This is a genomic window from Metapseudomonas otitidis (assembly GCF_011397855.1).
GTDB classification, from domain to species: Bacteria; Pseudomonadota; Gammaproteobacteria; order Pseudomonadales; family Pseudomonadaceae; genus Metapseudomonas; species Metapseudomonas otitidis.
Genome location: NZ_AP022642.1, coordinates 250,278 through 274,162 on the forward strand (window position 1 = coordinate 250,278; position 23,885 = coordinate 274,162).

A 23,885-nucleotide genomic window follows, 5' to 3' on the forward strand; every position below is an offset into this window, starting at 1 on the left:
CAGGAATCCCTCCCGTGAAAACCACTCTCGCTCTGCTGCTGGCCCTGTTGATCCCCTTCTCCGCCTTCGCCTCGGAATCCAAGGAGGAGCCCAAGGAAGGTGAGGCGCCCAAGGTGCTTTATCTCGACCTGGTGCCCGCGCTGGTAGGTAACTACGGCGCCGGGCCGAAGCTGAAGTACTTCAAGGCCGACATTTCCCTGCGGGTCACCGGGGAGGACGCGAAGAAGTCGGTGGAGTACCACGAGCCGCTGATCCGCAACCAGCTGGTGATGCTGTTCGCCCAGCAGACCGATGAGTCGCTCAGCTCGGTGGAGGGCAAGGAAGCGCTGCGCCAGGAAGCGCTCAAGCAGGTGCAGCAGGCGCTCAACCAGGAAGAAGGCAAGCCGCTGGTCGAGGACCTGCTGTTCAACAACCTGATCGTGCAGCCCTGACGGGCTGCGGTTTCAGCGCAGGGCCAGCACGGCCTGCCATTCGGCATCGGTCACCGGCATCACCGACAGGCGCGAGCCCTTCTGCACCAGTGGCATTGCCTGCAGGGCTTCTGCCTCGCGCAGCTGCGCCAGGGGGATGACCCGCGCGAAGGCCTCGACGAATTCCACGTCCAGGGCGCTCCAGGGGTTCTTCTCGTGGCTGGCCTTGGCGTCGAAGTAGTGGCTCTGCGGGTCCAGGGCCGTCGGGTCGGGGTAGGTGGCGCCGACGATGCGGGCAATCCCGGCGATGCCCGGCTCCGGGCAGCTGGAGTGGTAGAAGAAGAACAGGTCGCCCGGGTTCATCGCGCGCATGAAGTTGCGCGCCTGGTAGTTGCGCACCCCGTCCCAGCGCGCTTGGCCGAGGCGTTGCAGATCGTGGATCGACAGTTCGTCGGGTTCCGATTTCATCAGCCAGTGGGGCATGAACTTTGCTCCTGAAAAGTGGTCCTTGCGCCAACGGAAAGAAATGTAACGATTAGCCGACAATCGGTTGGCGTCATAATTGCGCGTTATCACGGCTTGCCTGAAAATGCCGCGCTTCGAGCCGGACGTTGCCGCACAGCCCACTCAAAAAACCAGAAAATCGCCGCAAGTCATCGCGGGCACCATGCCTTGAAGGGGGAGGCATTTCGATGAAGCGTAAACCCGATCTTCTCTGGGTACTGGTCATCATCTTCGGCCTGGGCGTGGTCACCACGGGCTACACCCAGAGTCTCTGGGAGCAGCGCCAGGGCAGCGCTCCCGCTGGCGTGATCACCCAGCAGCAACAGCCCTGACCCCTGGGCGCCCGTCCTTCCGGCGCCCTCAGCTGTACCAGCCGCCGTCCGTCACCGTGCCCTGGAGGCGGACGTCCCAGCTCGCCAGCGGCAGCCGATCCACCTTCTGGCATTCATGGGCCAGGCCCAATAACGTCGGTTTCTGCCCCTGCTTGCGGCGTGACCGGTAGGCCAGGCTGCGGTCGTAGAAGCCGCCGCCCATGCCCAGGCGGCCGCCCTCCTCGTCGAATCCCACCAGCGGCATCAGCACCAGGTCCAGCGTCCACACCGGGCGCTGCCGCGCCGTATTGGTGCGCGGCTCTTCGATGCGGAAGCGGTTGCGCACCAGGCGCTCGCCGGGCATCAGGCGCTGGAAGGCCATGCGCGTGCGCGGCCAGGCATTGAGCACCGGCAGGTAGGTGGCCTTGCCCCGTCGCTGGGCCTCGCGCAGCAGCGGTCGCGGATCGATCTCGCCGTCGTTGGGCAGGTACAGCGCCAGGTGGCGGGCACGGCGGAACAGCGGGTGCTGCGCGAGCTGACGGTACAGCGCACGGGCGGCTTTCTTCTGCTGGAGTGGGGAGAGCTGGCGGCGTTGTTGCCTGAGGAGGCGCCGCAGGGCCGGGCGGGAGAGGGTGCCGGCAGTGACCATGAAAATATGACTCCCCGGTTATGCCGCTGTCGGGTTAGCCCTTGAACCCGAAAGTTCAAGGTGGAGGTTGCAGGAGGCGTTAAGGCTTTCCGTCAGGCGGACATGCACACCGGCCCCACTTACAACCCCCGTGGTTGTGCGTATCGGCTCAGGGACATCACCGACTGGCAAACACACCAGGGAGCTGGCGGCGAGTATACCCCAAGAAAGGTCGGTGGCGTCAGGCCCCGGGTGCATCCTGATCGGTGGCCAGGGCGTGGTCGACCCGTTCCAGCAGGTCGCGCACCCGTTCACGGGTGGACGTGGCCTCCTGGTCGAGGCGCTGCTGCTTGTGCAGGAGCTCGTGGGTGATGTTGAGCGCCGCCATCACGGCGACGCGATCGGCGCCGATCACCTTGCCGCTGTTGCGGATCTCACGCATCTTGCCGTCCAGGTAGCGGGCGGCGCTTTCCAGGTTGGCGCGCTCGTCCGAGGGACAGGCGATGCAGTAATCCTTGTCGAGGATGTGGACGGTGACGGTATTGGACTGGGTCATGAATCCTGCTCCAGGGCTTTCAGGCGCGAAATCATCGCTTCGACCTTCTGCCGGGCCAGTTCGTTCTTTTCGATCAGATGAGCGCGTTCTTCTTTCCACATCCTCTCGTTCGCGAGCAGTTGCCGGTTGTGCGCCTTGAGCTGCTCCACGCGCTGGATCAGGTGTTCCAGGCGGGTGGCGAGTGCTTTCAGGTCGGCATCTTCCATGGGCTTTCTACTCGGCGATGAGTGGACGGGGACTATACAGGACCGGCCCGATCCAGGGACAAACCCCGCGGCGACGTCGCATGGTCTTGGCGCGCGTGCCGATGCTAGGATACGAGGCCGTCATTCTAGTGATTGCGCCCCCCGGCGCCTAGCCACCCATGCCCAGCCCGAACTCCCCGTATTCCGCATTCGCCGCGCTGCTCGCCAGCACCGGCCAGCCCGTTTCCCCTGCCGAACTCCACGGCCTGCTCCTGGGGCGCAGTTGCGCCGGAGCCGGCTTCGAGCCCGAGCCCTGGCTGGAGGACGCTGCCGAGCTGCTCGGCGCCTCGCCCGAGGACAACCTGCGCCAGGCCCTGATCGGCCTGCAGGAGATGGTCAAGGGCGAACTCACCGGCGGCGAGATGGCCGTCGTGCTGTTGCTGCCCGACGACGAAACGCCCCTGTCCGAACGCGCAGCGGCCCTGGGCCAGTGGTGCCAGGGTTTCCTTGGCGGCTTCGGCCTCACCGCGCGTGAAGGTGCGCTGTCAGGCGAAGCGGTCGAAGTCCTACAGGACCTTGCTTCCATCGCCCAGGTGCAGAGCGCCCTGGAAGATTCCGAGGACGGCGAGACCGACTACATGGAAGTGATGGAGTACCTGCGCGTCGCCCCCCTGCTGCTGTTCAGCGAATGCAACCGGGGCGCCGCACCGGCGCCGAAGACCTCCCTGCACTGACCCGCGTCACGGGTGCCATCCCGGCACCCTCGATCAAGGAGCGCGCATGACCCGTATCCCGAAGTCCGAATTCGCCCGTCGCCGCAAGGCGCTGATGGAGCAGATGGTGCCCAACAGCATCGCCATCCTGCCCGCCGCGCCGGTCTACATCCGCAACCGCGACGTCGAGCACGTCTACCGCCAGGACAGTGACTTCCAGTACCTCAGCGGCTTCCCCGAGCCGGAAGCGGTGATGGTGCTGATCCCCGGACGGGAACACGGCGAGTACGTGCTCTTCTGCCGCGAGCGTGACCCCGAGCGTGAACTGTGGGACGGCCTGCGTGCCGGCCAGGACGGCGCCACCCGCGACTACGGCGCGGACGACGCCTTCCCCATCGGCGACATCGACGACATCCTTCCCGGCCTGATCGAAGGCCGCTCGCGGGTCTACTACTCCATCGGCACCAACCCCGAGTTCGACCACCATCTCATGGAGTGGGTCAACGTGATCCGCTCCAAGGCCCGTCAGGGCGCCCAGCCGCCGAACGAGTTCGTCGCCCTGGACCACCTGCTGCACGACATGCGCCTGTACAAGTCCGCCGCCGAGATCAAGGTCATGCGCGAGGCCGGCGAAGTCTCCGCCCGTGCCCATGTCCGCGCCATGCAGGCCGCCCGCGCCGGTCTCTACGAATACAGCCTGGAAGCCGAGCTGGAATACGAGTTCCGCAAGGGCGGCGCGAAGATGCCCGCCTACGGCTCCATCGTCGCCGCCGGCAAGAACGCCTGCATCCTGCACTACCGCGAGAACGACGCCCTCCTCAAGGACGGCGACCTGGTACTGATCGACGCCGCCTGCGAGCTGGATTGCTACGCCAGCGACATCACCCGCACCTTCCCCGTCAGCGGCCGCTTCAGCCCCGAGCAGAAGGCCATCTACGAGCTGGTGCTGGCCGCCCAGGAGGCTGCCTTCCTCGAGATCGCCCCCGGCAAGCACTGGAACGAAGCCCACGAAGCCACCGTGCGGGTCATCACCGCCGGCCTGGTGGAGCTGGGGCTGCTGCAAGGCGAGGTGGACGAGCTGATCGCCCGCGAAGCCTACAAACCCTTCTACATGCACCGCGCCGGCCACTGGCTGGGCATGGACGTGCACGACGTCGGCGAATACAAGGTCGGCGGTGAATGGCGCGTCCTCGAGCCCGGCATGGCGATGACCGTCGAGCCCGGCATCTACATCGGCGTCGACAACCAGGACGTGCCGAAGAAGTGGCGCGGCATCGGCGTGCGCATCGAAGACGATGTCGTGGTCACCCGGAAAGGCTGCGAGATCCTCACCGGCGGCGTACCCAAGACCGTCGCCGAGATCGAAGCCCTGATGGCCGCCGCCCGCAGCGAGGCCGCCTGACATGGCCCGCACCCAACTGGCGATCGTCGGCGGCGGCCTGGTGGGTGCCAGCCTGGCCCTGGCCCTGCAGCAAGGTGCCCGCGAGCGGGGCTGGAAGATCGTCCTGATCGAGCCCTTCGCCCCCGGCAACAGCTACCAGCCCAGTTACGACGCCCGCTCCTCCGCCCTCTCCTTCGGCACCCGGCGCATCTACGAACGCCTCGGCCTGTGGCCGGCCATCGCCCAGCGCGCCGAGCCCATCCTGCAGATCCACGTCTCCGACCGCGGCCGCTTCGGCGCGGCGCGGTTGGCCGCCATCGAAGAGGGCGTCCCCGCCCTCGGCTACGTGGTGGAGAACGCCTGGCTCGGACAGTGCCTCTGGCAGGCCCTGGATCCGGACGTGGTCACCTGGCACTGCCCGGCGGAAGTGGTGCGCATGGAGCCGCTGGAAGGCGGCTACCGCCTCAGCCTCAACGACGAGACCCAGCTCGAATGCGACCTGGCGATCCTTGCCGACGGCGGCCGCTCCAGTCTGCGCGAGCAGCTGGGCATCGGCGTGCGCCGCAACCCCTACGGGCAGACCGCGCTGATCGCCAACGTCAGCCCGCTGGAATCCCACCGTGGCCAGGCCTTCGAGCGCTTCACCGACGAAGGCCCCATGGCCCTGCTGCCGTTGCCGGAAAACCGCTGCGCGCTGGTCTGGACCCGGCCGGGCAATGACGCCCAGCGCCTGGCCGGCCTCGACGACCGCGCCTTCCTCGGCGAACTGCAGGCCACCTTCGGCTACCGCCTGGGCGCCTTCTCCCAGGTCGGCGCCCGCCACCTCTACCCGCTCACCCTGATCGAGGCCGAGGAGCAGGTGCGCCCCAACCTGGTGGTGCTCGGCAACGCCGCCCACAGCCTGCATCCCATCGCCGGCCAGGGCTACAACCTGTCCCTGCGCGACACCGTGGCCCTGGCGGAAACCCTGCTGGCCAGCACCGCGCCCCTGGGTGACCTCGCCACCCTGCAGGGCTACCTCGCCAGCCAGCGCCTGGACCAGGACCTCACCGTCGGCTTCTCCGACCAGGTCACGCGGCTGTTCTCCAACAAGGAGCCGCTGCTGGCCACCGGGCGCAACCTGGGCCTGCTCGGCCTCGACCTGTTGCCCCCGGCCAAGCGCTGGTTTGCCCGCCAGGCCATGGGCCTGGGCACCCGCCCGGTCTGACCGCGCCATGGCGGACCGCCGACTGGCGCGCAAGGCGCGCATCCTGCGCTGGGCCTTGAACCTCTACCCGCCCTACCTCGGGGCGGGTATCCGCGTGCGGCAGATCAGCGCAGACTTCCGCCGGGTGCGGGTCAAGATGGGCCTGGGCTGGTACAACCGCAACTACGTCCGCACCCAGTTCGGCGGCTCGCTCTACAGCATGACCGACCCCTTCTACATGCTCATGCTGATGCAGCTGCTGGGGCGCGACTACATCGTTTGGGACAAGGCCGCCCACATCGACTTCATCGCCCCCGGGCGCGGGCCGGTGTACGCCGAGTTCCACATCGATGACGCGCTGATCGAGCGCATCCGCCAGCACACCGCCGGCGGCGACAAGTACCTGCCCGACCTGCACGTCGACGTGCACGACGGCCAAGGCACCCTGGTGGCCCGGGTGCGAAAGACCCTCTACGTGCGGCTCAAGCCGCAGGCGCGACAAGGCGCATAAGGAACGGACATGCAAGCGGATCTGATCATCGTCGGTGCAGGCATGGTGGGCAGCGCCCTGGCCCTGGCACTCAAGGACAGCGGGCTGGATATCCTCCTGATCGACGGCAGCCCCCTCAGCGTCAAGCCCTTCGATGCCGAGGCTGCATTCGAGCCCCGTGTCAGCGCCCTGTCCGCCGCCAGCCAGCGCATCCTCGACCGCCTCGGCGCCTGGCCGGGCGTCGTCGCGCGTCGCGCCAGCCCCTACGGCGAGATGCAGGTCTGGGATGGCACCGGCACCGGCGCCATCCACTTCTCCGCTGCCAGCGTCCATGCCGACGTGCTCGGCCACATCGTCGAGAACCGCGTGGTTCAGGACGCCCTGCTGGAGCCCCTGCACGACAGCGGCATCGGCCTGATGCCCAATGCCCGCCTCGAACACCTGCGCCATTCCGGCGACGACTGGCTGCTGACCCTGGTGGACGGTCGCCAGCTCCGTGCCCCGCTGGTGATCGCCGCCGACGGCGCCAACTCCGCCGTACGCCGCCTGGCCGGCTGCGCCACCCGCGAGTGGGATTACCTGCACCACGCCATCGTCACCAGCGTGCGCTGCGAGCAGCCGCACCGGCGCACCGCCTGGCAGCGCTTCACCGACGACGGCCCGCTGGCCTTCCTGCCGCTGGACCGCCAGGGCGACGAGCACTGGTGCTCCATCGTCTGGTCCGTCACCCCGGAAGAAGCCGAGCGGCTCATGGCGCTGGACGACGAAGCCTTCTGCAGCGCCCTCGGCGAGGCCTTCGAGCACCGCCTGGGGCGCGTCGAGCACAGCGACCCGCGCCTGTGCATCCCCCTGCGCCAGCGCCATGCCAAGCGCTACGTCGAGCCCGGCCTGGCGCTGATCGGCGATGCCGCCCACACCATCCACCCGCTGGCGGGCCAGGGGGTCAACCTCGGCTTCCTCGACGCCGCCGTGCTGGCCGAAGTGCTGCTGCACGCCCACGCCCGTGGCGAGCGCCTGGCGGACGAGAAGGTGCTCAGCCGCTTCGAGCGCCGCCGCATGCCCTACAACCTGGGGATGATGGCGGCCATGGAGGGCTTCGAGCGCCTGTTCCAGGCCGACCCGCTGCCCCTGCGCTGGCTGCGCAATGCCGGCCTGCGCTGGGTCAACCAGCAGCCCGAGGCCAAGGCGCTGTTCGTGCGCCAGGCCCTCGGCCTCTCCGGGGACCTGCCGGACCTCGCCCGCGCCTGACCGTCCGGGGCCTCGCGCCCCGGAGAAACACCCGGTCATACATGGCCGGCCTGCATGCAACTGAGATTGATTACTATCGCCAGCCTTTCCGACCACGAGAGGCATGAGCAATGAAGGCGCGCAAGACCCTTCTCACCCTGATGGCCGTCGGCCTTGGCATCCCCAGCGTGCAAGCCGCCGACGAGGTGGTGGTGTACTCCTCGCGCATCGACGAGCTGATCAAGCCGGTGTTCGATGCCTACACCGCCAAGACCGGCGTCAAGGTCCGCTTCATCACCGACAAGGAAGCGCCGCTGATGCAGCGCATCAAGGCCGAGGGCGAGAACGGCGTGGCCGACCTGCTGCTCACCGTCGACGGTGGCAACCTCTGGCAGGCCGAGCAGATGGGCATCCTCCAGCCCCTGGGCTCGGATGCGGTCAAGGCCAACATCCCCGCCCAGTACCGTTCCAGCAGCGACCAGTGGACCGGCCTCTCCCTGCGGGCCCGCACCCTCGTCTACTCCACCGAGCGGGTGGAGCCCGAAGACCTCTCCACCTACGAAGCCCTCGCCGGCCCGGAATGGGAAGGCCGCCTGTGCCTGCGTTCCTCGAAGAAGGTCTACAACCAGTCGCTGACCGCCGCGCTGATCGAAGCCCAAGGCGCCGAGCGTGCCGAACAGGTGCTCAAGGGCTGGGTCGCCAACCTGGCCACCGACCCCTTCGCCGACGACAACGCGGTGATTCAGGCCGTGGACGCCGGCCAGTGCGACGTCGGCATCGTCAACACCTACTACTACGGGCGCCTGCACAAGCAGAACCCGCAGCTGCGCGCCAAGCTCTACTGGCCCAACCAGGCGGACCGTGGCGTGCACGTCAACCTCTCCGGCATCGGCCTGACCCGCCACGCGCCGCACCCGGAGGCTGCCCGCGCCCTGGTGGAGTGGATGACCGGCCCCGACGCCCAGGGCCTGTTCGCCAGCCTCAACCAGGAGTTCCCCGCCAACCCCAAGGTGAACCCGTCTGACGAAGTGGCCGCCTGGGGCCCCTTCAAGGCCGACGACATGCCGGTGGAAGTCACCGGCCAGCGCCAGGCCGAGGCCATCCGCATGATGGACCGGGTGGCGTGGCGCTGAGCCCCGCCCAAGGGGTTCTGACGAACCCCGCCAGCGGTGAGCCGGCGCCCCCGCGCTCGCCGCGCCTTCACTGGCACTGGCCGGCATTCGCCGCCGCCAGCCTGGTGGTCCTGCCGTTGCTGGTGCTGCTGCTGGCTTGGCAGGACGTGGACCGGGAGATCTGGGCCCACCTCTGGGACACCCAGCTCCCCCGCCTGCTGGGCAACAGCCTGGTGCTGGTGCTCGGCGTCGGCACCGGCGTCACCCTGCTCGGGGTGAGCCTGGCCTGGCTGGTGGCGCTCTGCGAATTCCCCGGCCGGCGCTGGCTCGACTGGGCGCTGATGCTGCCCTTCGCCATCCCGGCCTATGTCCTGGCCTTCGTCTTCATCGGCCTGTTCGACTTCGCCGGCCCGGTGCAGAGCGCCCTACGCGAGTGGTTCGGCAGCGGCGTGCGGCTGCCCCGGGTGCGCTCCACCGGGGGCGTCATCCTGGTGCTGTCGCTGGTGTTCTACCCCTACGTCTACCTGCTGGCGCGGGCCGCCTTCCTGGCCCAGGGGCGCGGCCTCATGGAAGCCGCCCGCACCCTCGGCCAGTCCCCCTGGCAGGCGTTCTGGCGGGTCGCCCTGCCGGTGGCCTGGCCGGCCATCGGTGCCGGGCTGGCACTGGCCATGATGGAGACCCTGGCGGACTTCGGCGCCGTCTCGGTGTTCAACTTCGACACCTTCACCACTGCCATCTACAAGACCTGGTACGGCTTCTTCAGCCTGTCCAGCGCTGCCCAGCTGGCCAGCCTGCTGCTGCTCGGCGTCGGCCTGGTGCTCTACGGCGAGCGCCGTGCCCGGGGCGTGCCGCGTCCGGCCAAGGAGCGCGGTCGCGGCGCACCGCTCTACCGGCTGCAGGGCTGGCGCGCCCTGGCCGCCAGCGGCTGGTGCACCCTGGTGTTCGCCTGCGCCTTCGTCATTCCCCTGCTGCAGCTGCTGGCCTGGTTCTGGCAGCGCGGCCGCTTCGACCTGGACGAGCGCTACCAGGCACTGGTGCTGCACAGCCTGGCCCTGGCCGGCCTGGCGGCGCTGATCACCGTGGGCGTCGCCCTGCTGCTGGTGTTCGCCCGGCGCCAGCAGCCGACGCGGCCGGTGCGGGCCGCTGTGGGCCTGGCCAACCTCGGCTACGCCCTGCCCGGTTCGGTGCTGGCGGTGGCGCTGATGCTGGTGTTCAGCCACCTGGACCGGGCCGTCGTCGTGCCGCTGTCCTCCGCCCTCGGCGGAGCCGGCAAGCCGCTGCTGCTGGGTGGGCTCAGTGCCCTGCTGGTGGCCTACCTGGTGCGCTTCCTCGCAGTGGCCCACGGTCCGCTGGAAGGTGCGCTGGCGCGGGTCCGCCCGTCACTGCCGGAGGCGTCCCGCAGCCTGGGCGTGGGCGGGCTCGGCCTGTTCCGCCGGGTCTACCTGCCGCTGCTCACACCGGGGCTGCTGAGCGCCGTGCTGCTGGTGTTCGTCGATGTGCTCAAGGAAATGCCCGCCACCCTGCTGATGCGCCCCTTCGGCTGGGACACCCTGGCCGTGCGGGTCTTCGAGATGACCAGCGAAGGGGAGTGGGCACGGGCCTCGCTGCCGGCCCTCAGCCTGGTGCTGGTGGGGCTGCTGCCGGTGGTGCTGCTGATCCGCCGTTCGGCCCGCCCGATGGGTGGCGGATAGCCGCTCGACCAGCCGGTCACCCGTCGGGTGTCCAGTCTCCGACCTTGCAGCTACAATGCGCGCCATTCGTTGCGGCCCGCCCCTCGGACCCCGTGTCACGAAAGGCCCCCGGCAGCCCTGAACGCCAGGATTGGCGGGGCTTGAGCGCGGATCGCAGTTCGCCAAGCCCGGAAGGAGAAACCCATGGGACAGCGCACACCGCTCCATGACCTGCACTTGGCCCTTGGCGCCAAGATGGTCGATTTCGGCGGTTGGGACATGCCGCTGCACTACGGCTCGCAAGTCGAGGAGCACCACCAGGTGCGCAGCGACTGCGGCGTCTTCGACGTGTCCCACATGACCGTCGTCGATGTTGCCGGCAGCCAGGCCACGGCCTACCTGCAGCGCCTGCTGGCCAACGACGTGAGCCGCCTGCAGAGCCCCGGCAAGGCGCTCTACAGCGTCATGCTCAACGAGCGAGGCGGCGTGGTGGACGACCTCATCGTCTACCTCACCGTCGAGGGCTACCGCGTGGTGGTCAACGCCGCCACCCGTGACAAGGACATCGCCTGGATGCAGCGCCACGCCGAAGCCTTCGACGTGCGCCTGGCCCTGCGCGACGACCTGGCCCTGCTGGCCATCCAGGGCCCCACCGCGCGCCAGCGCCTGGCCGACCTGGTGAGCAGCCCGCGCGCCGCGCTGATCCATGAACTCAAGCCCTTCCAGGGCCTGCCCGAAGGCGACTGGTTCATCGCCCGCACCGGCTACACCGGTGAAGACGGGCTGGAAATCATGTTCCCCCGCGACCAGGCCGTGGACATGCTCAACGAGCTGGTCGGCGCCGGCATCTCCCCCATCGGCCTCGGCGCCCGCGACACCCTGCGCCTGGAGGCCGGCCTGAACCTCTACGGCCAGGACATGGACGAGAACACCTCGCCCCTGGCCTCCAACCTCGGCTGGACCATCGCCTGGGAGCCCGCCGAGCGCGACTTCATCGGCCGCAGCGCCCTGGAGGCCGAGCGTGCTGCCGGCCCCCACCCGAAGCTGGTGGGCCTGGTGCTTGAGGAGCGCGGCGTGCTGCGCGCCCACCAGGTGGTGCGGGTCGAGGGCATCGGCGATGGCGAGATCACCAGCGGCAGCTTCTCCCCCACCCTGGGCAAGTCCATCGCCCTGGCGCGGGTCCCGGCGGCCACCGGTGAGCGCGCCGAAGTGGAGATCCGTGGCAAGTGGTACCCGGTTCGCGTGGTCCAGCCGAACTTCGTTCGCAATGGCAGGGCCTTGATCTAAATTTCCCAGGCGGGCTGCCCGCCACTGTCCTTAGGAGCCAGAACAATGAGCAACATTCCCGCCGACCTGCGTTATGCCGCCAGCCACGAGTGGGCGCGCCTGGAAGCCGACGGCACCGTGACCGTCGGCATTTCCGACCATGCCCAGGAGGCCCTGGGTGACGTGGTCTTCGTCGAACTGCCGGAGCTGGGCAAAGCCCTGGCCGCTGGCCAGGAAGCCGGTGTGGTGGAGTCGGTGAAGGCCGCGTCCGACATCTACGCGCCGGTCTCCGGCGAAGTCATCGCCATCAACGAAGAACTGGCCGACTCGCCCGAGCTGGTCAACAGCGACCCCTACGGTGCCTGGTTCTTCAAGCTCAAGCCGGCCAACACCGCCGAGCTGGACAAGCTGCTGGACGCTGCCGGCTACGCCGCCGTCGCCGAAGCCTGATCACGCCTGCGCCCCGCAATGGGGTGCGCCCGGCCGGTGTCATCACCGGCCGGGGCTGCGTTTGTTCCCAATCGTTTGCCTTTAGATGCCAGAGTGCTGCCCCTGCAGGGCGGTGGTGGCGTGCGCTCAGTTTTCGTCCTTCAGCTGCAGCCGCGAGAGCAGCCCGATCAGCAGCACGTTGAAGAGGATCATCAGGGCGTTGCTCATCATGGCGATGAGGCTGATCAGCTTTTCGGGGAGGATCTCGTAGAAGCTGAAGCCGAAGATCGACAGCAGGCGGTCGCCGAACCAGAACATGTCGACGGCAATGGTGAGGATCAGGATGACCTTGAGGGTGGGAATCGGATTGCCCATGGGGCGCGGTCCTTGTGCCGGTTGCGGGAGGCCAGTCTAACCCGGCCTCCCGTTGCGTTCCGTGCGGCGTATCGTCCGTTTCGCGTTATTCGCTGGCGAGGATGGCGCTGGCCAGCTCCTCGTCGCTGGCGGTGAGGCCGGGGTTGTCGGCGCGCACCTGGCGCAGTGCGGCCTCCAGGTAAGGGCCACGGATCTGCCCGTCGCTGGCGACGAAGCTACTGGCATCCTCGCGGGCCGCGACAATCAGCTTGTGGTCCTTGAAGGTGACGTAGGTGGAGGCGGTGGTGGCGCCGGAGGAGATCACGTTGCGCCAGAAGGTGTCGGCCATGGCCGAACCGGCGGGGAGGGCGATCAGGGCGAGGACGGTGGCAGCAAGACGGGTACGCATGGCGGGCTCCAGGGTGTTGGGGGGGACCTGACACCTTGGATTCTAGGCCCGTGCCCGGAGTTCCGCCGGCTCTATGCGAACCGTCGTGGCGTCACTCGCGACGCAGCGCCGGGTCGTCCGGGTTCAGTTGCTCCAGCTCGGCCAGCAGGGCCTGCACCCGCTGGATCTGCCCCGCCTCGCGCCAATAGGCGATCAGCGCCAGGCGGGCCTCGCGGTGGGCCGGCTGGCTTTCCAGTACCAGCTCCAGGCGCCGGCAGGCCTCCTCCAGCCGGCCGGCATCGTGCAACAGCGTGGCCAGTGCGTAGCCGTAGCCTGGGTTGCCCGGCTCCAGCCGGACGGCGTGTTCGAGGGCCTGCAGCGCGCCGCTGCGATCACCCCGGCGCAGCAGGGCCAGGCCCCGTGCATGGTGCAGGGCGCCCGCCTCGGGGTGCCGGGCCAGGGCCTGGTCCAGCAGGGCCAGGGCTTCGTCGCCGCGCTGGTTGGCGTCCAGCCACTGGGCCAGGGCGACGGTGCCGGGCAGGTAGTCCGGGTTGCGTGCCAGCAGGGTGCGCAGGCGGCCTTCCACCTGGTCGGCGCGGCCGTCGGCCTGTTGCAGCGCGGCCAGGGCCAACTGCACCTCCGGGCGCTCGGCCTGGCTGCTTAGGGCCGCCTCGTATTCACCGATGGCCTGGCTCCAGGCGCGCTGGTAGTTGCCCAGCCCGGTGGTGCGCATGCCCAGCAGGTCGCGGGCGGCGGCGATGCGCACGGCGCGTACCCGATCGCTCAGCAGCGGGCCCAGCAGGTCGCGGCGTTGCTCCGGCGGCAGCAGGGCACTGACGGCGCGGATGGCCGCCTCGCGCACCTGGGGCGCGGCGTGGTTGAGGTCGTTGGCGGCCACTTTCAGCGCCCGCTCGCTGGGGTAGGCCGGCAGCTCCGCCAGCAGGGTGGCGCGGCGGATGGCCGGCAGGTCGGCACGCTCCAGCTGCTGGAACAGCGCCCGCGAGGCGCCCGGCTTGCCCTGGCGCACCAGGGCCAGGCTCTCGTCATAGCGTGGCGCACCGGCCTGGGGGCGGCCGTACCAGCGCTCGAACTCGCCCACCAGGGTCTCGTTGGGCAGGTTGGCGTGGCAGGCCTGGCAGGCATCCGAGGTGCCCAGCTTCAGGGCGTGGGCCGGGTCCGGCAGGCTGAAGCGGTGGTCGTGGCGCAGGTCGTTGCCCAGCAGCGTGCGTGACGGCATGTGGCAGTCGACGCAGCGCGAGCCGGCCTCGCCGGAGCGGTGGTGATGGTGGTCGGGGCTGCTGTAGTCCCGCGCCCGCAAACCCCTGTCGTCGATGCCGGCGACGCGGCTGCGGCCCTCGGGGTTGTGGCACTGGGTGCAGAGGCCGTCGCCTTCCACCTTCAGGGTGCCGGCGTGGGGATCGTGGCAGGTGGTGCAGCTCAGGCCGCGCGCGTACATGCGGCTCTGGGTGAAGGCGCCGTATTCGTAGACCTGCTCCTTGAAGTGGCCATTCAGCTCATACAGTTCGCGGGTCAGGGCGGCGGGCAGGTAGTCGTCCATGAAACGGTCCTGCACCTGGTAGCCCTCGCCCAGGGGCGTGCGACGGGCGTGGCAGCGCGCGCAGCTTTCCACCTGGAGGCGGCTGCTGGCGCGGCTGAGGTCCAGGCTGAAGCCGGCCTGGGCGTGCAGGCCGCTGAAGCGCGCCCACTCCAGGTGGCGCGAGGCCGGGCCGTGGCAGGCCTGGCAGCCGACGCCGGGGCTCTGCCACTGGCTGGCATAGCGGTCGGTCGCGGCGTCGTAGTTCTTCTGGAAGCCGCTGGTGTGGCAGTCGATGCACTGCAGGTTGGCGTTCTGCCCGGGCTGGGCCCAATGGCTGTCGGCCCTGCTGTCGACGCCCTGGCCCGCCGGCAGGCGGAACCAGGCCTGGCGCTGCACGTCCCAGGCGATGTCGAGGGCCTGGTAGCGCCCGTCCGGGAAGGCCAGCAGGACCTGCTGCAGCGGTTCGACGCCGATCACCCAGGCCACCCGGTAGTCGCCTTGCTGGCCGTCCGCTCCTGCCGTGTTCACCCAGAAGCCGCCGTCGCGCTGGAAAAAGCGCGTGGCGCCGGCGCCGTCCTCGAAGCGGGCGTCGTTGAAGTCGCCCTTCACCGTACTGGCGCTGGCTTCCTGCAGGGCGAGCTGGTGGTGGGAGCCCTTCCAGGCACGGGCCTGGGGCGCATGGCAGGTGGCGCACTGCTGCTCGTCCACCCACTGCGCGGGGCTGTCGTCGAGGCTGGCGCGGGGCGTGCTGGCCGGCGTGTAGGGACGCCCGCCGGCGATCCACAGCCAGCTGCCCAGCCCCAGCAGCACCGCCAGCGACAGCAGCACCGGCAGCACGTAGCTGCGGCGTGGGCGGGTGGAGGGCGAGGGGCTCGGATCAGGCATGCAGACGTCCGCTGTGGCGCATGGGCACGGAAGGCGGCAGCTTCCGTGAAGGCGTGGGGGCTGTCAAACCAGCGCCTGCGGCTCGCCCGGGTGGGGGCGCTCGCGGCGCAGGTCGCCGGTGGTGGCCTGCAGCTGGTGCCGCACCCAGTTGCCGAAGGCGCGCACCGCCGGGCGTTCCGCCTTCAACGGGTCGGCCACCAGGTAGTAGCCCCGGGGCGAATCGATGCTGGTCTCGAAGGGACGCACCAGCAGGCCCCGGACCAGGGCATCGCCGCTGAGCAGGTTGTCACCGATGGCCACGCCCTGGGCGGCGATGCAGGCCGACTGGGCGCAATGGGCATCGGAGAAGACGATGCCGCTGGAGGCGTCCACCTGGGAGGCGCCGGCGGTGGCCAGCCAGACCCGCCAGTCGCTGTGGTCGTTCATGTGCAGCAGGGGGAAGCCCGCCAGCTCGGTTGGGTGCTTGAGCCCGCCGTGGGCATTGATCAGGCGCGGGCTGCACACCGGGAAGAAGCGCAAGGCGACGATCTGCTCCACCCACTGGTCCGGCCAGTCGCCCATGCCGTAGGCGATGAACAGGTCGGCCTGGGGGTTGCGGGTGTCGTCCGGCGTGCGCGGCGAGACCACCTGCAGCTGCACCTGCGGGTACTGGCGCTGGAAGGAGCCGATGTGGTGGCACAGCCAATAGGTGGCGAAGCCGGGGTTGCAGCTCACGCAGAGCCGCCCGGAGACCTCCTGCTGGTCCAGCCCCAGCGCGGCCTCGCGCAGGCTGGACAGCGCCCGCTGCACCTCCCGGGCGTAGCGCTCGCCCCGGTAGGTGAGGCCGATGCCACGGCCGATGCGCTCGGTGAGGGCGAAGCCGAGGGCCTCTTCCAGGCTGCTGATCTGGTGGCTGATGGCGCTGCGGGTCAGGCTCAGCTCGCGGGCGGCGGCGGAGACGCTGCCCAGCCGGGCGACGGCGTCGAGGGCGCGCAGGGCGGTCATCGAGGGGAAGCGCATGGGCGGCTCCAGGGCGGCGGTAAAGGCTGAATGGTGAGCAGGATCGAACAATAAGGCAAAAACAATTCGATTGTAGTTGCGTGTCGTTCACCAATACTGGAGCCCTTCCTCCGGCGGAAGCCGGGAGCCCATAACCAGAACAAGAGGTGCTCGCATGGCCCGTTGTGCCCAGGCGCTCGTCCAGTTGCTCGAAGGCTACGGTGTCGACACCGTCTTCGGCATTCCCGGCGTGCATACCGTCGAGCTGTATCGCGGCCTGCACGGCAGCCGCCTGCGGCATGTCAGCCCGCGCCACGAGCAGGGGGCCGGCTTCATGGCCGACGGCTATGCCCGTGCCAGCGGCAAGCCGGGGGTGTGCTTCATCATCACCGGCCCGGGCATGACCAACATCCTCACCGCCATGGGCCAGGCCTATGCCGACTCGGTGCCCATGTTGGTGATCTCCACCACCAGCCGCCGCGAGCACCAGGCCCTGGGCCACGGCTACCTCCACGAGCTGCCGGACCAGCGCGCCATGGTCGCCGGCGTCTGCGCCTTCAGCCACACCCTGCAGCGCCCCGACGAACTGCCCGAGGTGCTGGCCCGCGCCTTCGGCCTGTTCCGTTGTGCCCGCCCGCGCCCGGTGCACATCGAGATTCCCCTGGACGTGCTGGAGATGCCCGCCGACGGCCTGGACCTGCGTCCGCGCCCGCTACCCGAGGCCGCCGCCCCGGCACCGGCCGCCGTGGCCGAGGCGGTCGCCCTGCTGGCCCGCGCCCGGCGCCCGCTGATCCTCGCTGGCGGCGGGGCCCGGGATGCCGGCCCTGCCCTGCGTCACCTGGCCGAGCGCCTGCAGGCGCCGGTGGCCCTCACCACCAACGCTCGGGGCCTGCTGGAGCCCGGGAATCCGCTGCTGCTCGACGGGGTGCAATCCGCTGCCCACGGCCGGGCGCTGTTCGCCGAGGCCGATGCGGTCCTGGCCGTCGGGACCGAGCTGGGCGAGACCGACTACGACTTCTTCGGCCTCGGCCCCTTCCGCGTCGAGGCGCCGCTGATCCGCCTGGACATCGACCCGCTGCAGGTGCTCGGTGCCGCTCGGGCCGACGCCGGCCTGCTGGGCGATGCCCGTCTTGGCCTGGAGGCGCTGCTGGCGGCACTGCCCGCCGGAGCGGGCGACGGTGACTGGGCCCGGGCCGCCGTGGCGCGAGTCAATGCCTGCGAGCGCGACGGCTGGAGCCCCCGGCAACGGGCGATGCAGGCCCTGCTGGACACCCTGCGCGACAGCCTGCCGGCACCGATCCTGGTGGGCGACTCCACCCAGCCGGTCTACCAGGGCGCCCTGGGCTACCGGGCCCCGGCGCCGGCCAGCTGGTTCAACGCCGGCACCGGCTACGGCACCCTCGGATACGCCCTGCCGGCTGCCATCGGCGCCAAGCTGGCCTGCCCTCGTCGCCCGGTCCTGGCGCTGGTGGGCGATGGCGGCCTGCAGTTCTCCAGCGCCGAGCTGATCGCCGCCCGCGAGGCCGGTGCCGGGGTGATCCTGGTGCTGTGGAACAACCGCTGCTACGGCGAGATCCGCGACAGCATGCTGGCCCGCGAGGTGCCGCCGCTGGGGGTGGACATCCTCGCGCCGGACTTCGCCGCCCTGGCCCGTGCCTGCCATGTCCGCCACCACCGCGTGGCCGGCCTGGAGGCGCTGGGTGCGCTGCTCGGCGAGCTGGACCGGAGCGCCGAGCCGCACCTGGTCGAGCTCGACGCCGCCGACTTCCTGCCTGCCTGAGCCCGGAGCGCCCATGTCTGCCAAAGCCTTTGCCCTCGATTGGGTGGAACGCCATCGCCAGCCGCTGTCCGACTGGCACCAGGTGATCTGGCACTTCGCCGAGCCGGCCTTCCGCGAGTACAAGTCCTGCGCCTGGTACGTCGACCTGCTGCGCCGCGAGGGCTTCACCGTGGAGGAGGCCAGCGGTGGCATGCCCACGGCCTTCTGCGCCACCTTCAGCACCGGCGACGGACCGGTGCTGGCCAGCTACGCCGAGTACGACGCGGTGCCCGGCAACTGCCAGGCCGCCACCACCCGGCCGATGCCCCGCGAGGGCCTGTCGCGCTTCGCCCCGGGCCACACCGACCCGCACTCGGCCCTGGGCATCAGCGCCCTGGGCGGGGTGCTGGCCGCCAAGGCCGCCATGCAGGCGCATGGCCTCAAGGGCACCCTGCGCTTCTTCGGCGAGCCGGCGGAGAAGCTGCGCGCCTCCAAGCCGGTGCACGCGGCCAAGGGGTACTACGACGGCCTCGACGCGGCCATCAGCTTCCACCCCACCTACATGCTGCCGCTGAACAACACCACCACCTGGGACACCCACTGCGGCATCGCCTACGCCTTCATCTACAGCTTCACCTGCGAGGCGCCCCAGGACTGGATCGCCGCCGACGCCTACAGCCCGATCCCGCAGAACCACCTGGCGGCCCGCGCGCCGGGCGCCAACGACGCGCTGGTGCACTTCTACACCCTCAACGAGAGCCTGCGTCGCTCCACCCTGCCGTTCACCGGCCTGTGGAGCTTCAACGAGGCCATCCTCACCGCCGGCCAGGCCACCGCCGACAACCTGCCGCCGCACCTGGCGCAGATCCAGTACCTGCTGCGCTGCGATTCCATCGAGCAGGCCGAGACCATCTGCCGGGTGATGGACAACAACGCCGCTGCGGCGGCCCTGGCCACCGGCTGCCAGTGGAAGAAGACCTGGGTGTGCAAGTCCCGTGGCGGGCTGCCCAACCACGTGCTGGCCCAGGCCACCTACGACAACCTGGCCGCCGTCGGTGCGCCGCAGTGGGGCGAGGCGGCCATCGCCGTGGCCCGGGAGATCCAGGCCAACCTGGGGCTGGAGCCCATGGAGCGGCCCTTCCTCGCGGCCACCGAGGCCCTCATCGACCCCCGCGAGTGCGAGCGCCAGTTGCGCCTGCAGATGCCGGCCTGGCAGCGCCACCTCACCTCCGACGACTACCCGGAGTACACCTGGCATTGCCCGACGGTGCGCCTGCTGGTGGCGCGGCCGATGCTCGCCGCCGCCGGCACGCCCTACCCGGACTGGGTGGCCAATGCCCTGGGCGGCATCCGCGAGACCATCGACCCGATGATCCAGGTGGCGGCCAAGACCATCGCCGCGACCCTGGTGGACCTGCTCACCCGGCCCGAGCTGCTGGGGGCCGCGCGGGACGAGTTCGTCCGGCGCACCGGTGGCGGCATCGGCGGCGAGCACTGGCAGGTACCGCTGCTGCCGGCCGATTTCGAGGCGCCGCACCGGTTCCGCTGGCCGGAGTACATCCGCACCGTGCGGGGCGAAGAGTGGTGGATTCCGGCGCGGGACGACGAATGAACGGGAGCGAAGCGATGAACCAGGCATGTGACGGCGCCACCCCGGTGGTGGCCATCGAGGGGCTGCACAAGAGCTACGGCGACCATGCCGTGCTCAAGGGCATCTCCCTGGAGGCGCGGGAGGGCGACGTGGTGTCGCTGATCGGCGCCAGCGGCTCGGGCAAGAGCACCCTGCTGCGTTGCATCAACCTGCTGGAGATTCCCGATGCCGGCAGCCTGCGCATCAACGGCGAGGCCGTGCTGCTCAAGCGTGACCGCCACGGCCATGGGCGCATCGGCGACCCGCGCCAGGTGGAGCGGCTGCGGGCGCGGCTGGCGATGGTGTTCCAGAACTTCAACCTCTGGCCCCACCGTACGGTGCTGGAGAACGTCATCGAGGCGCCCGTGCACGTGCTCGGCGAGCCCCGCGCGGAGGCCATTGCCCACGCCGAGCAGTTGCTGGAGCGGGTCGGCCTGGCGGACAAGCGCCACGCCTACCCGGCCTTCCTCTCCGGCGGCCAGCAGCAGCGCGTGGCCATCGCCCGGGCGCTGGCCGTGCGGCCCCGGGTGATGCTGTTCGACGAGCCCACCTCGGCGCTGGACCCGGAGCTGGTGGGCGATGTGCTGCGGGTGATCCGCAGCATCGCCGAGGAGGGCCGCACCATGATCCTGGTCACCCACGAGATGGCCTTCGCCCGTGATGTGTCCAGCCAGGTGGTGTTCCTCCACCAGGGCCGCATCGAGGAACAGGGCCCGCCCGAGCAGGTGCTGCTGGACCCGCGCAGCGAGCGCTGCCGGCAGTTCGTGATGGCCCAGGACAACCGCTGAATCCCCTGACAACAACGACCACAACCGAGGGAATCCACATGAAGAAAACCCTTCTCGCCCTGCTCCTGGCCACCGCCAGCCACGCAGCGACGGCCCAGGAGACCATCGTCTTCGGCATCGCCCTGGAGCCCTACCCGCCGTTCTCCTTCAAGAGCGGCAAAGGTGACTGGAGCGGCTTCGAGCCGGAGCTGATCCGTGCGGTGTGCGAACGCCTGCAGGCCCAGTGCCCGCTCAACGAGATGGCCTGGGACGGGCTGATCCCGGCGCTCAAGGCGCAGCAGGTGGACGTGGTGCTGAACTCCCTGTCGATCACCCCCGAGCGGCGCCAGGTGGTGGACTTCAGCGAGCCCTATTTCTTCACCCCGGCGCTGTGGGTCGCCGACCGCAGCCTGGACGTGGCGCCCACGCCGGAGGGGCTCAAGGGCCTGATCATCGGCGTGCAGGGCTCCACCACCCACTCGGCGTACGTCAAGGCGTACTACGGCAAGACCTCCACGGTGCGCTACTACAACGACCAGGACGACCTGCTCGCCGACCTGCGCAGCGGCCGGGTCGACATCCTCCTCGCCGACCAGCTGGCGGTGGAGCCGCTGCTCGATCTTCCGGACAACGCCATGCTCGCCAGCAAGGGCGTGGCGCCCCAGGACCCGCTGTTGGGCGAAGGCGTCGGCGCGGCGGTGCGCAAGGGCAACGATGCCCTGCGCGAGCGCCTCAACCAGACCCTGCAGGCGCTGCGCGACGACGGCACCTACGACGCCATCCGCAGTCGCTACTTCAAGACCGACATCGCGGCGCGGCCATGATGGCGCCCGACTTCTCCCAGCTGCTGTTCGCCGACGGCTGGCTGCAGGCCCTGGCCGAGGGTGCCATCCGCACCCTGGGCATCTCCCTGGGGGCGTTCGTCCTCGGCCTGGTGCTGGGGCTGAGCGTGGCCCTGCTGAAGCTGTGGGGGCCGCGCTGGCTGGTGATCTGGGCCAACTGCTACACCACGCTGTACCGCGCGGTGCCGGAACTGCTGCTGATCCTGCTGCTGTACTACGCCGGCTCCGACCTGCTCAATCTGCTGATGGCCGCCGCCGGCCAGCCGCCGGTGGAGGTCAACGGCTTCCTCGCCGCCATCGTGGTGCTGGGCATCGTCCAGGGCGCCTACTCGGCGGAGATCATCCGTGGCGCCATCGAGGCCATCCCGGTGGGCCAGGTGGAGGCGGCGCGGGCCTACGGCATGCGCCCGCTGCTGGTGCTGCGCCGGGTGCTGCTGCCGAGCATGCTGCCCCACGTGGTCGCCGGGCTGTCCAACCTCTGGCTGGTGCTGGTCAAGGACAGCGCGCTGATCAGCGTGGTGGGGTACAGCGAACTGCTGGGCGCGGGTCGCCAGGCGGCGGCCTCGACCAAGCACTACCTGATGTTCTACCTGGTGGTCGCGGCCTTCTACTACGTCATCACCCTGTGTTCCGGGCTGGTCTTCCGCCGTATCGAAGCGCGCTTCGAGCGGTGGATGCCCCGGCTCGCCTAGGAGGCCCCATGGACTTTTCCTGGCTGGACGGTTTCATCGGCGAGCTCTCCCGTGGCGTGCTGCTGACGGTGCAGCTGCTGCTGGTTTCGGCGGTCTTCGGCTTCCTGCTGGCCGTTGCAGTGGCCCTGGCGCGCCTGGCCCGCAACCCGCTGCTGGCCGGCGCGGCGCGGTTCTACACCAGCGTGCTGCGGGGCACGCCGCTGCTGGTGCAGATCTACATCCTCTACTACGGCCTCGGCAGCGTGTTCGCCAGCTTCCCGCTGATCCGCCACAGCCTGCTCTGGCCCTACCTGCGCGAGGGCTTCTGGTACGTGGCGCTGGCCCTGACCCTGAGCGTGGGGGCCTATGTGGGCGAGGTGCTGCGCGGTGGCCTGCGGGCGGTGCCCCGGGGCGAACTGGAGGCGGCGCGGGCCTATGGCATGCGACCCGGGCAGGTGCTGCGGCGGGTGTGGATGCCACGGGCCCTGCAGATGCTGCGCCCGGCCTTGGCCGGGGAGAGCGTGATGCTGCTCAAGTCCACGGCGCTGGCCTCCACCGTGGCGGTGACCGACCTGCTGGGGGCGGCGAACCTGGTGCGCGCGCAGACGCTGAAGGTGTACGAGCCGTTGCTGGTGGTGGCGGTGGTGTACATCGTCCTCGCCTTCCTCATCGAACAGGGCTTCGCGCGCATCGGCCGTACGCCGCAGCGCCAGGCCTGAACCCATGGACCCGGACCCCAAGGAGCCGTGCATGAAGTATTCATCCCTGGTCGGGCGCATCAGCGGCGAGACCGTCAGCGCCTGGGACATCCACTACGCGGCCTGTGCCGCCCAGGCGCGCGGCGAGGACGCCATCGTGCTGAGCATCGGCGACCCGGACTTCACCACCGCCGAGCCGATCCGCACGGCGGCCGTCGAGGCCCTGGCCCAGGGCGACACCCACTACACCGAAGTGATCGGCCGCGCTGCCCTGCGCGAGGCCATCGCCGCCAAGCAGCGCCGGCTGCTGGACATCCCGGTGGGCGCCGAGCAGGTGGCGGTGGTCGCCGGGGCGCAGAACGGCCTGTTCGCCACGGCGCTGTGCCTGTTCGAGGCCAGCGACGAGGTGCTGGTGCCGGAGCCGATGTACCTGACCTACGCTGCCAGCATCCAGGCCTCCGGCGCCCGCCTGGTGAGCATCCCGCAGCCGGCGGAGGGCGACTTCCGCCTCACCGCCGAAGCCCTGGAGGCGGTGCTCACGCTGCGCACCCGGGGCATCGCCCTGGCGACGCCGAACAACCCCACCGGCAACGTCTACACCGCCGAGGAGCTGCAGGCGGTGGCCGAGGTGGCCCGTCGTCATGACCTCTGGGTGATTTCCGACGAGGTGTACGGGCAGCTCACCTACGAGCGCAGCCACCGCAGCATCGCCAGCCTGGAGGGCATGGCGGCGCGCACCGTGGTGCTCAACAGCCTGTCCAAGACCCATGCGATGACCGGCTGGCGGGTGGGCTGGGTGGTGGCGCCGCCGGCGCTGATCGGCCACCTGGACAACCTGATGCTGTGCATGATCTATGGCCTGCCGGGCTTCATCCAGGCCGCTGCGCTGAAGGCCCTGGAGCTGGACGATGCGGTGGTGGGGGACGCCCGCGAGACCTACCGCCGCCGCCGCGACCTGGTGGTGCGGGGGCTCGCCGATGTGCCGCTGCTGCGCTGCAAGGTGCCGGAAGCGGGCATGTTCATGCTGGTGGACGTCCGCGAGACGGGGCTCTCGGGCATGGACTTCGCCTGGCAGCTGTTCCGCGAGACCGGCGTCTCGGTGCTTGATGCCGAAGCCTTCGGCGCCAGTTGTCGGGGCTTCGTGCGGCTCTCGTTCACCGTCTCCGATGCCGAGCTGGAGGAAGCCTGCCGTCGCATCTCCGGCTTTATCCAGCGCCTGCAACGCTCGCGCTGACCCACCGCAATTCCTGACCGAACCAGGCTCACGGTGCCTTCGCGCGCCGGGCCTGGCCACGCCCGAAAATCACA

General features: G+C 69.9%; 25 protein-coding genes, 1 other RNA gene and 1 pseudogene. 18 read left to right on the top strand and 9 right to left on the bottom strand.

The window, feature by feature from the left end; all coding sequences use genetic code 11:
• The first annotated feature begins 14 nt into the window (after positions 1-14).
• Positions 15-431, top strand: a complete 417-nt coding sequence (locus tag PotMrB4_RS01245) for a flagellar basal body-associated protein FliL (RefSeq protein ID WP_074967051.1) — start codon at positions 15-17, stop codon at positions 429-431.
• A 12-nt stretch (positions 432-443) separates the two neighbouring features.
• On the opposite strand, the gene PotMrB4_RS01250 is transcribed toward PotMrB4_RS01245, so the two are convergent.
• Entirely contained in the window at positions 444-893 is a 450-nt protein-coding gene (locus PotMrB4_RS01250) for an EVE domain-containing protein (RefSeq protein ID WP_160479867.1), read from the bottom strand.
• A 209-nt stretch (positions 894-1,102) separates the two neighbouring features.
• Here PotMrB4_RS01250 and PotMrB4_RS01255 point away from each other — a divergent pair, with 209 nt between their 5' ends.
• Positions 1,103-1,246 carry a hypothetical protein gene (locus PotMrB4_RS01255; protein WP_164707296.1) on the top strand — a complete coding sequence of 48 codons (144 nt, stop codon included), beginning with the start codon at positions 1,103-1,105 and terminating at the stop codon, positions 1,244-1,246.
• 28 nt (positions 1,247-1,274) lie between these two features.
• Here the strand turns inward: PotMrB4_RS01255 and PotMrB4_RS01260 are convergent, their stop codons facing one another.
• The 4 genes from PotMrB4_RS01260 to PotMrB4_RS01275 form a co-directional block, all read right to left on the bottom strand.
• Complete coding sequence (locus PotMrB4_RS01260; protein ID WP_172432304.1) at positions 1,275-1,874, bottom strand: 5-formyltetrahydrofolate cyclo-ligase; 600 nt, start codon at positions 1,872-1,874, stop codon at positions 1,275-1,277.
• 7 nt (positions 1,875-1,881) lie between these two features.
• Positions 1,882-2,060, bottom strand: a non-coding RNA gene (gene ssrS / locus PotMrB4_RS01265) — 6S RNA.
• A gap of 34 nt (positions 2,061-2,094) precedes the next feature.
• On the bottom strand, positions 2,095-2,409 hold the full coding sequence (locus PotMrB4_RS01270; RefSeq protein ID WP_044402134.1) for a cell division protein ZapA: 315 nt from the start codon (positions 2,407-2,409) through the stop codon (positions 2,095-2,097).
• A complete protein-coding gene (locus tag PotMrB4_RS01275) occupies positions 2,406-2,615 on the bottom strand; it encodes a TIGR02449 family protein (RefSeq protein ID WP_044402137.1) in 210 nt (69 codons plus the stop codon). Before PotMrB4_RS01275 ends, PotMrB4_RS01270 begins: the two co-directional genes overlap by 4 nt.
• Before the next feature lie 158 nt (positions 2,616-2,773).
• On the opposite strand from PotMrB4_RS01275, the gene PotMrB4_RS01280 reads away from it, so the two are divergent.
• The 9 genes from PotMrB4_RS01280 to gcvH all read left to right on the top strand — a co-directional run bounded on the left by PotMrB4_RS01280 (position 2,774) and on the right by gcvH (position 12,089).
• Positions 2,774-3,328, top strand: a complete 555-nt coding sequence (locus PotMrB4_RS01280; protein ID WP_044402140.1) for a YecA/YgfB family protein — start codon at positions 2,774-2,776, stop codon at positions 3,326-3,328.
• Positions 3,329-3,374: 46 nt separating this feature from the next.
• The gene (gene pepP / locus PotMrB4_RS01285; RefSeq protein WP_044402143.1) at positions 3,375-4,709 is read left to right on the top strand and encodes a Xaa-Pro aminopeptidase; all 1,335 of its coding nucleotides are present in this window, start codon (positions 3,375-3,377) and stop codon (positions 4,707-4,709) included.
• A gap of 1 nt (position 4,710) precedes the next feature.
• Positions 4,711-5,895 carry a 2-octaprenyl-6-methoxyphenyl hydroxylase gene (gene ubiH / locus PotMrB4_RS01290; RefSeq protein WP_107328502.1) on the top strand — a complete coding sequence of 395 codons (1,185 nt, stop codon included), beginning with the start codon at positions 4,711-4,713 and terminating at the stop codon, positions 5,893-5,895.
• 7 nt (positions 5,896-5,902) lie between these two features.
• Complete coding sequence (locus tag PotMrB4_RS01295; protein WP_074967061.1) at positions 5,903-6,385, top strand: DUF4442 domain-containing protein; 483 nt, start codon at positions 5,903-5,905, stop codon at positions 6,383-6,385.
• Between the two features lie 9 nt (positions 6,386-6,394).
• Positions 6,395-7,612 (top strand): 2-octaprenyl-3-methyl-6-methoxy-1,4-benzoquinol hydroxylase, encoded by a 1,218-nt coding sequence (locus PotMrB4_RS01300; RefSeq protein WP_172432305.1) that lies wholly within the window; start codon positions 6,395-6,397, stop codon positions 7,610-7,612.
• Between the two features lie 110 nt (positions 7,613-7,722).
• Complete coding sequence (locus tag PotMrB4_RS01305) at positions 7,723-8,724, top strand: extracellular solute-binding protein (RefSeq protein WP_172432306.1); 1,002 nt, start codon at positions 7,723-7,725, stop codon at positions 8,722-8,724.
• A gap of 101 nt (positions 8,725-8,825) precedes the next feature.
• Positions 8,826-10,394, top strand: a complete 1,569-nt coding sequence (locus tag PotMrB4_RS01310) for an ABC transporter permease (protein WP_232060830.1) — start codon at positions 8,826-8,828, stop codon at positions 10,392-10,394.
• Between the two features lie 183 nt (positions 10,395-10,577).
• On the top strand, positions 10,578-11,660 hold the full coding sequence (gcvT, locus tag PotMrB4_RS01315; RefSeq protein WP_074967067.1) for a glycine cleavage system aminomethyltransferase GcvT: 1,083 nt from the start codon (positions 10,578-10,580) through the stop codon (positions 11,658-11,660).
• Between the two features lie 45 nt (positions 11,661-11,705).
• Entirely contained in the window at positions 11,706-12,089 is a 384-nt protein-coding gene (gene gcvH / locus PotMrB4_RS01320; protein ID WP_044402162.1) for a glycine cleavage system protein GcvH, read from the top strand.
• 126 nt (positions 12,090-12,215) lie between these two features.
• On the opposite strand, the gene PotMrB4_RS01325 is transcribed toward gcvH, so the two are convergent.
• The 4 genes from PotMrB4_RS01325 to PotMrB4_RS01340 all read right to left on the bottom strand — a co-directional run bounded on the left by PotMrB4_RS01325 (position 12,216) and on the right by PotMrB4_RS01340 (position 16,231).
• A complete protein-coding gene (locus PotMrB4_RS01325) occupies positions 12,216-12,443 on the bottom strand; it encodes a hypothetical protein (RefSeq protein ID WP_172432307.1) in 228 nt (75 codons plus the stop codon).
• An 85-nt stretch (positions 12,444-12,528) separates the two neighbouring features.
• Positions 12,529-12,831, bottom strand: coding sequence for a DUF2388 domain-containing protein (locus PotMrB4_RS01330; protein WP_044402169.1), 303 nt, complete (start codon positions 12,829-12,831; stop codon positions 12,529-12,531).
• A 91-nt stretch (positions 12,832-12,922) separates the two neighbouring features.
• A complete protein-coding gene (locus PotMrB4_RS01335) occupies positions 12,923-15,232 on the bottom strand; it encodes a tetratricopeptide repeat protein (protein WP_172432308.1) in 2,310 nt (769 codons plus the stop codon).
• A 63-nt stretch (positions 15,233-15,295) separates the two neighbouring features.
• A complete protein-coding gene (locus PotMrB4_RS01340; protein WP_172432309.1) occupies positions 15,296-16,231 on the bottom strand; it encodes a LysR substrate-binding domain-containing protein in 936 nt (311 codons plus the stop codon).
• A gap of 154 nt (positions 16,232-16,385) precedes the next feature.
• Between PotMrB4_RS01340 and PotMrB4_RS01345 the strand changes: the two genes are divergently transcribed.
• The 7 genes and pseudogenes from PotMrB4_RS01345 (at position 16,386) to PotMrB4_RS01375 (ending at position 23,811) form a co-directional block, all read left to right on the top strand.
• The gene (locus PotMrB4_RS01345) at positions 16,386-17,990 is read left to right on the top strand and encodes a 5-guanidino-2-oxopentanoate decarboxylase (RefSeq protein ID WP_172432310.1); all 1,605 of its coding nucleotides are present in this window, start codon (positions 16,386-16,388) and stop codon (positions 17,988-17,990) included.
• Between the two features lie 13 nt (positions 17,991-18,003).
• Entirely contained in the window at positions 18,004-19,581 is a 1,578-nt protein-coding gene (locus tag PotMrB4_RS01350) for a zinc-binding metallopeptidase family protein (RefSeq protein ID WP_172432311.1), read from the top strand.
• Positions 19,582-19,664: 83 nt separating this feature from the next.
• A pseudogene (locus PotMrB4_RS01355) lies at positions 19,665-20,387 on the top strand (ABC transporter ATP-binding protein); the annotation flags it as partial.
• A 38-nt stretch (positions 20,388-20,425) separates the two neighbouring features.
• Positions 20,426-21,190: a transporter substrate-binding domain-containing protein gene (locus tag PotMrB4_RS01360; RefSeq protein ID WP_172432312.1), complete on the top strand. Its 765-nt coding sequence runs from the start codon at positions 20,426-20,428 to the stop codon at positions 21,188-21,190.
• Positions 21,190-21,900, top strand: a complete 711-nt coding sequence (locus PotMrB4_RS01365) for an ABC transporter permease (protein WP_107328505.1) — start codon at positions 21,190-21,192, stop codon at positions 21,898-21,900. The genes PotMrB4_RS01360 and PotMrB4_RS01365 overlap by 1 nt, the downstream gene beginning before the upstream one ends.
• Before the next feature lie 8 nt (positions 21,901-21,908).
• The gene (locus PotMrB4_RS01370; RefSeq protein ID WP_044402190.1) at positions 21,909-22,598 is read left to right on the top strand and encodes an ABC transporter permease subunit; all 690 of its coding nucleotides are present in this window, start codon (positions 21,909-21,911) and stop codon (positions 22,596-22,598) included.
• 31 nt (positions 22,599-22,629) lie between these two features.
• Positions 22,630-23,811 (top strand): pyridoxal phosphate-dependent aminotransferase, encoded by a 1,182-nt coding sequence (locus PotMrB4_RS01375; protein WP_172432313.1) that lies wholly within the window; start codon positions 22,630-22,632, stop codon positions 23,809-23,811.
• Positions 23,812-23,885 lie beyond the last annotated feature (74 nt).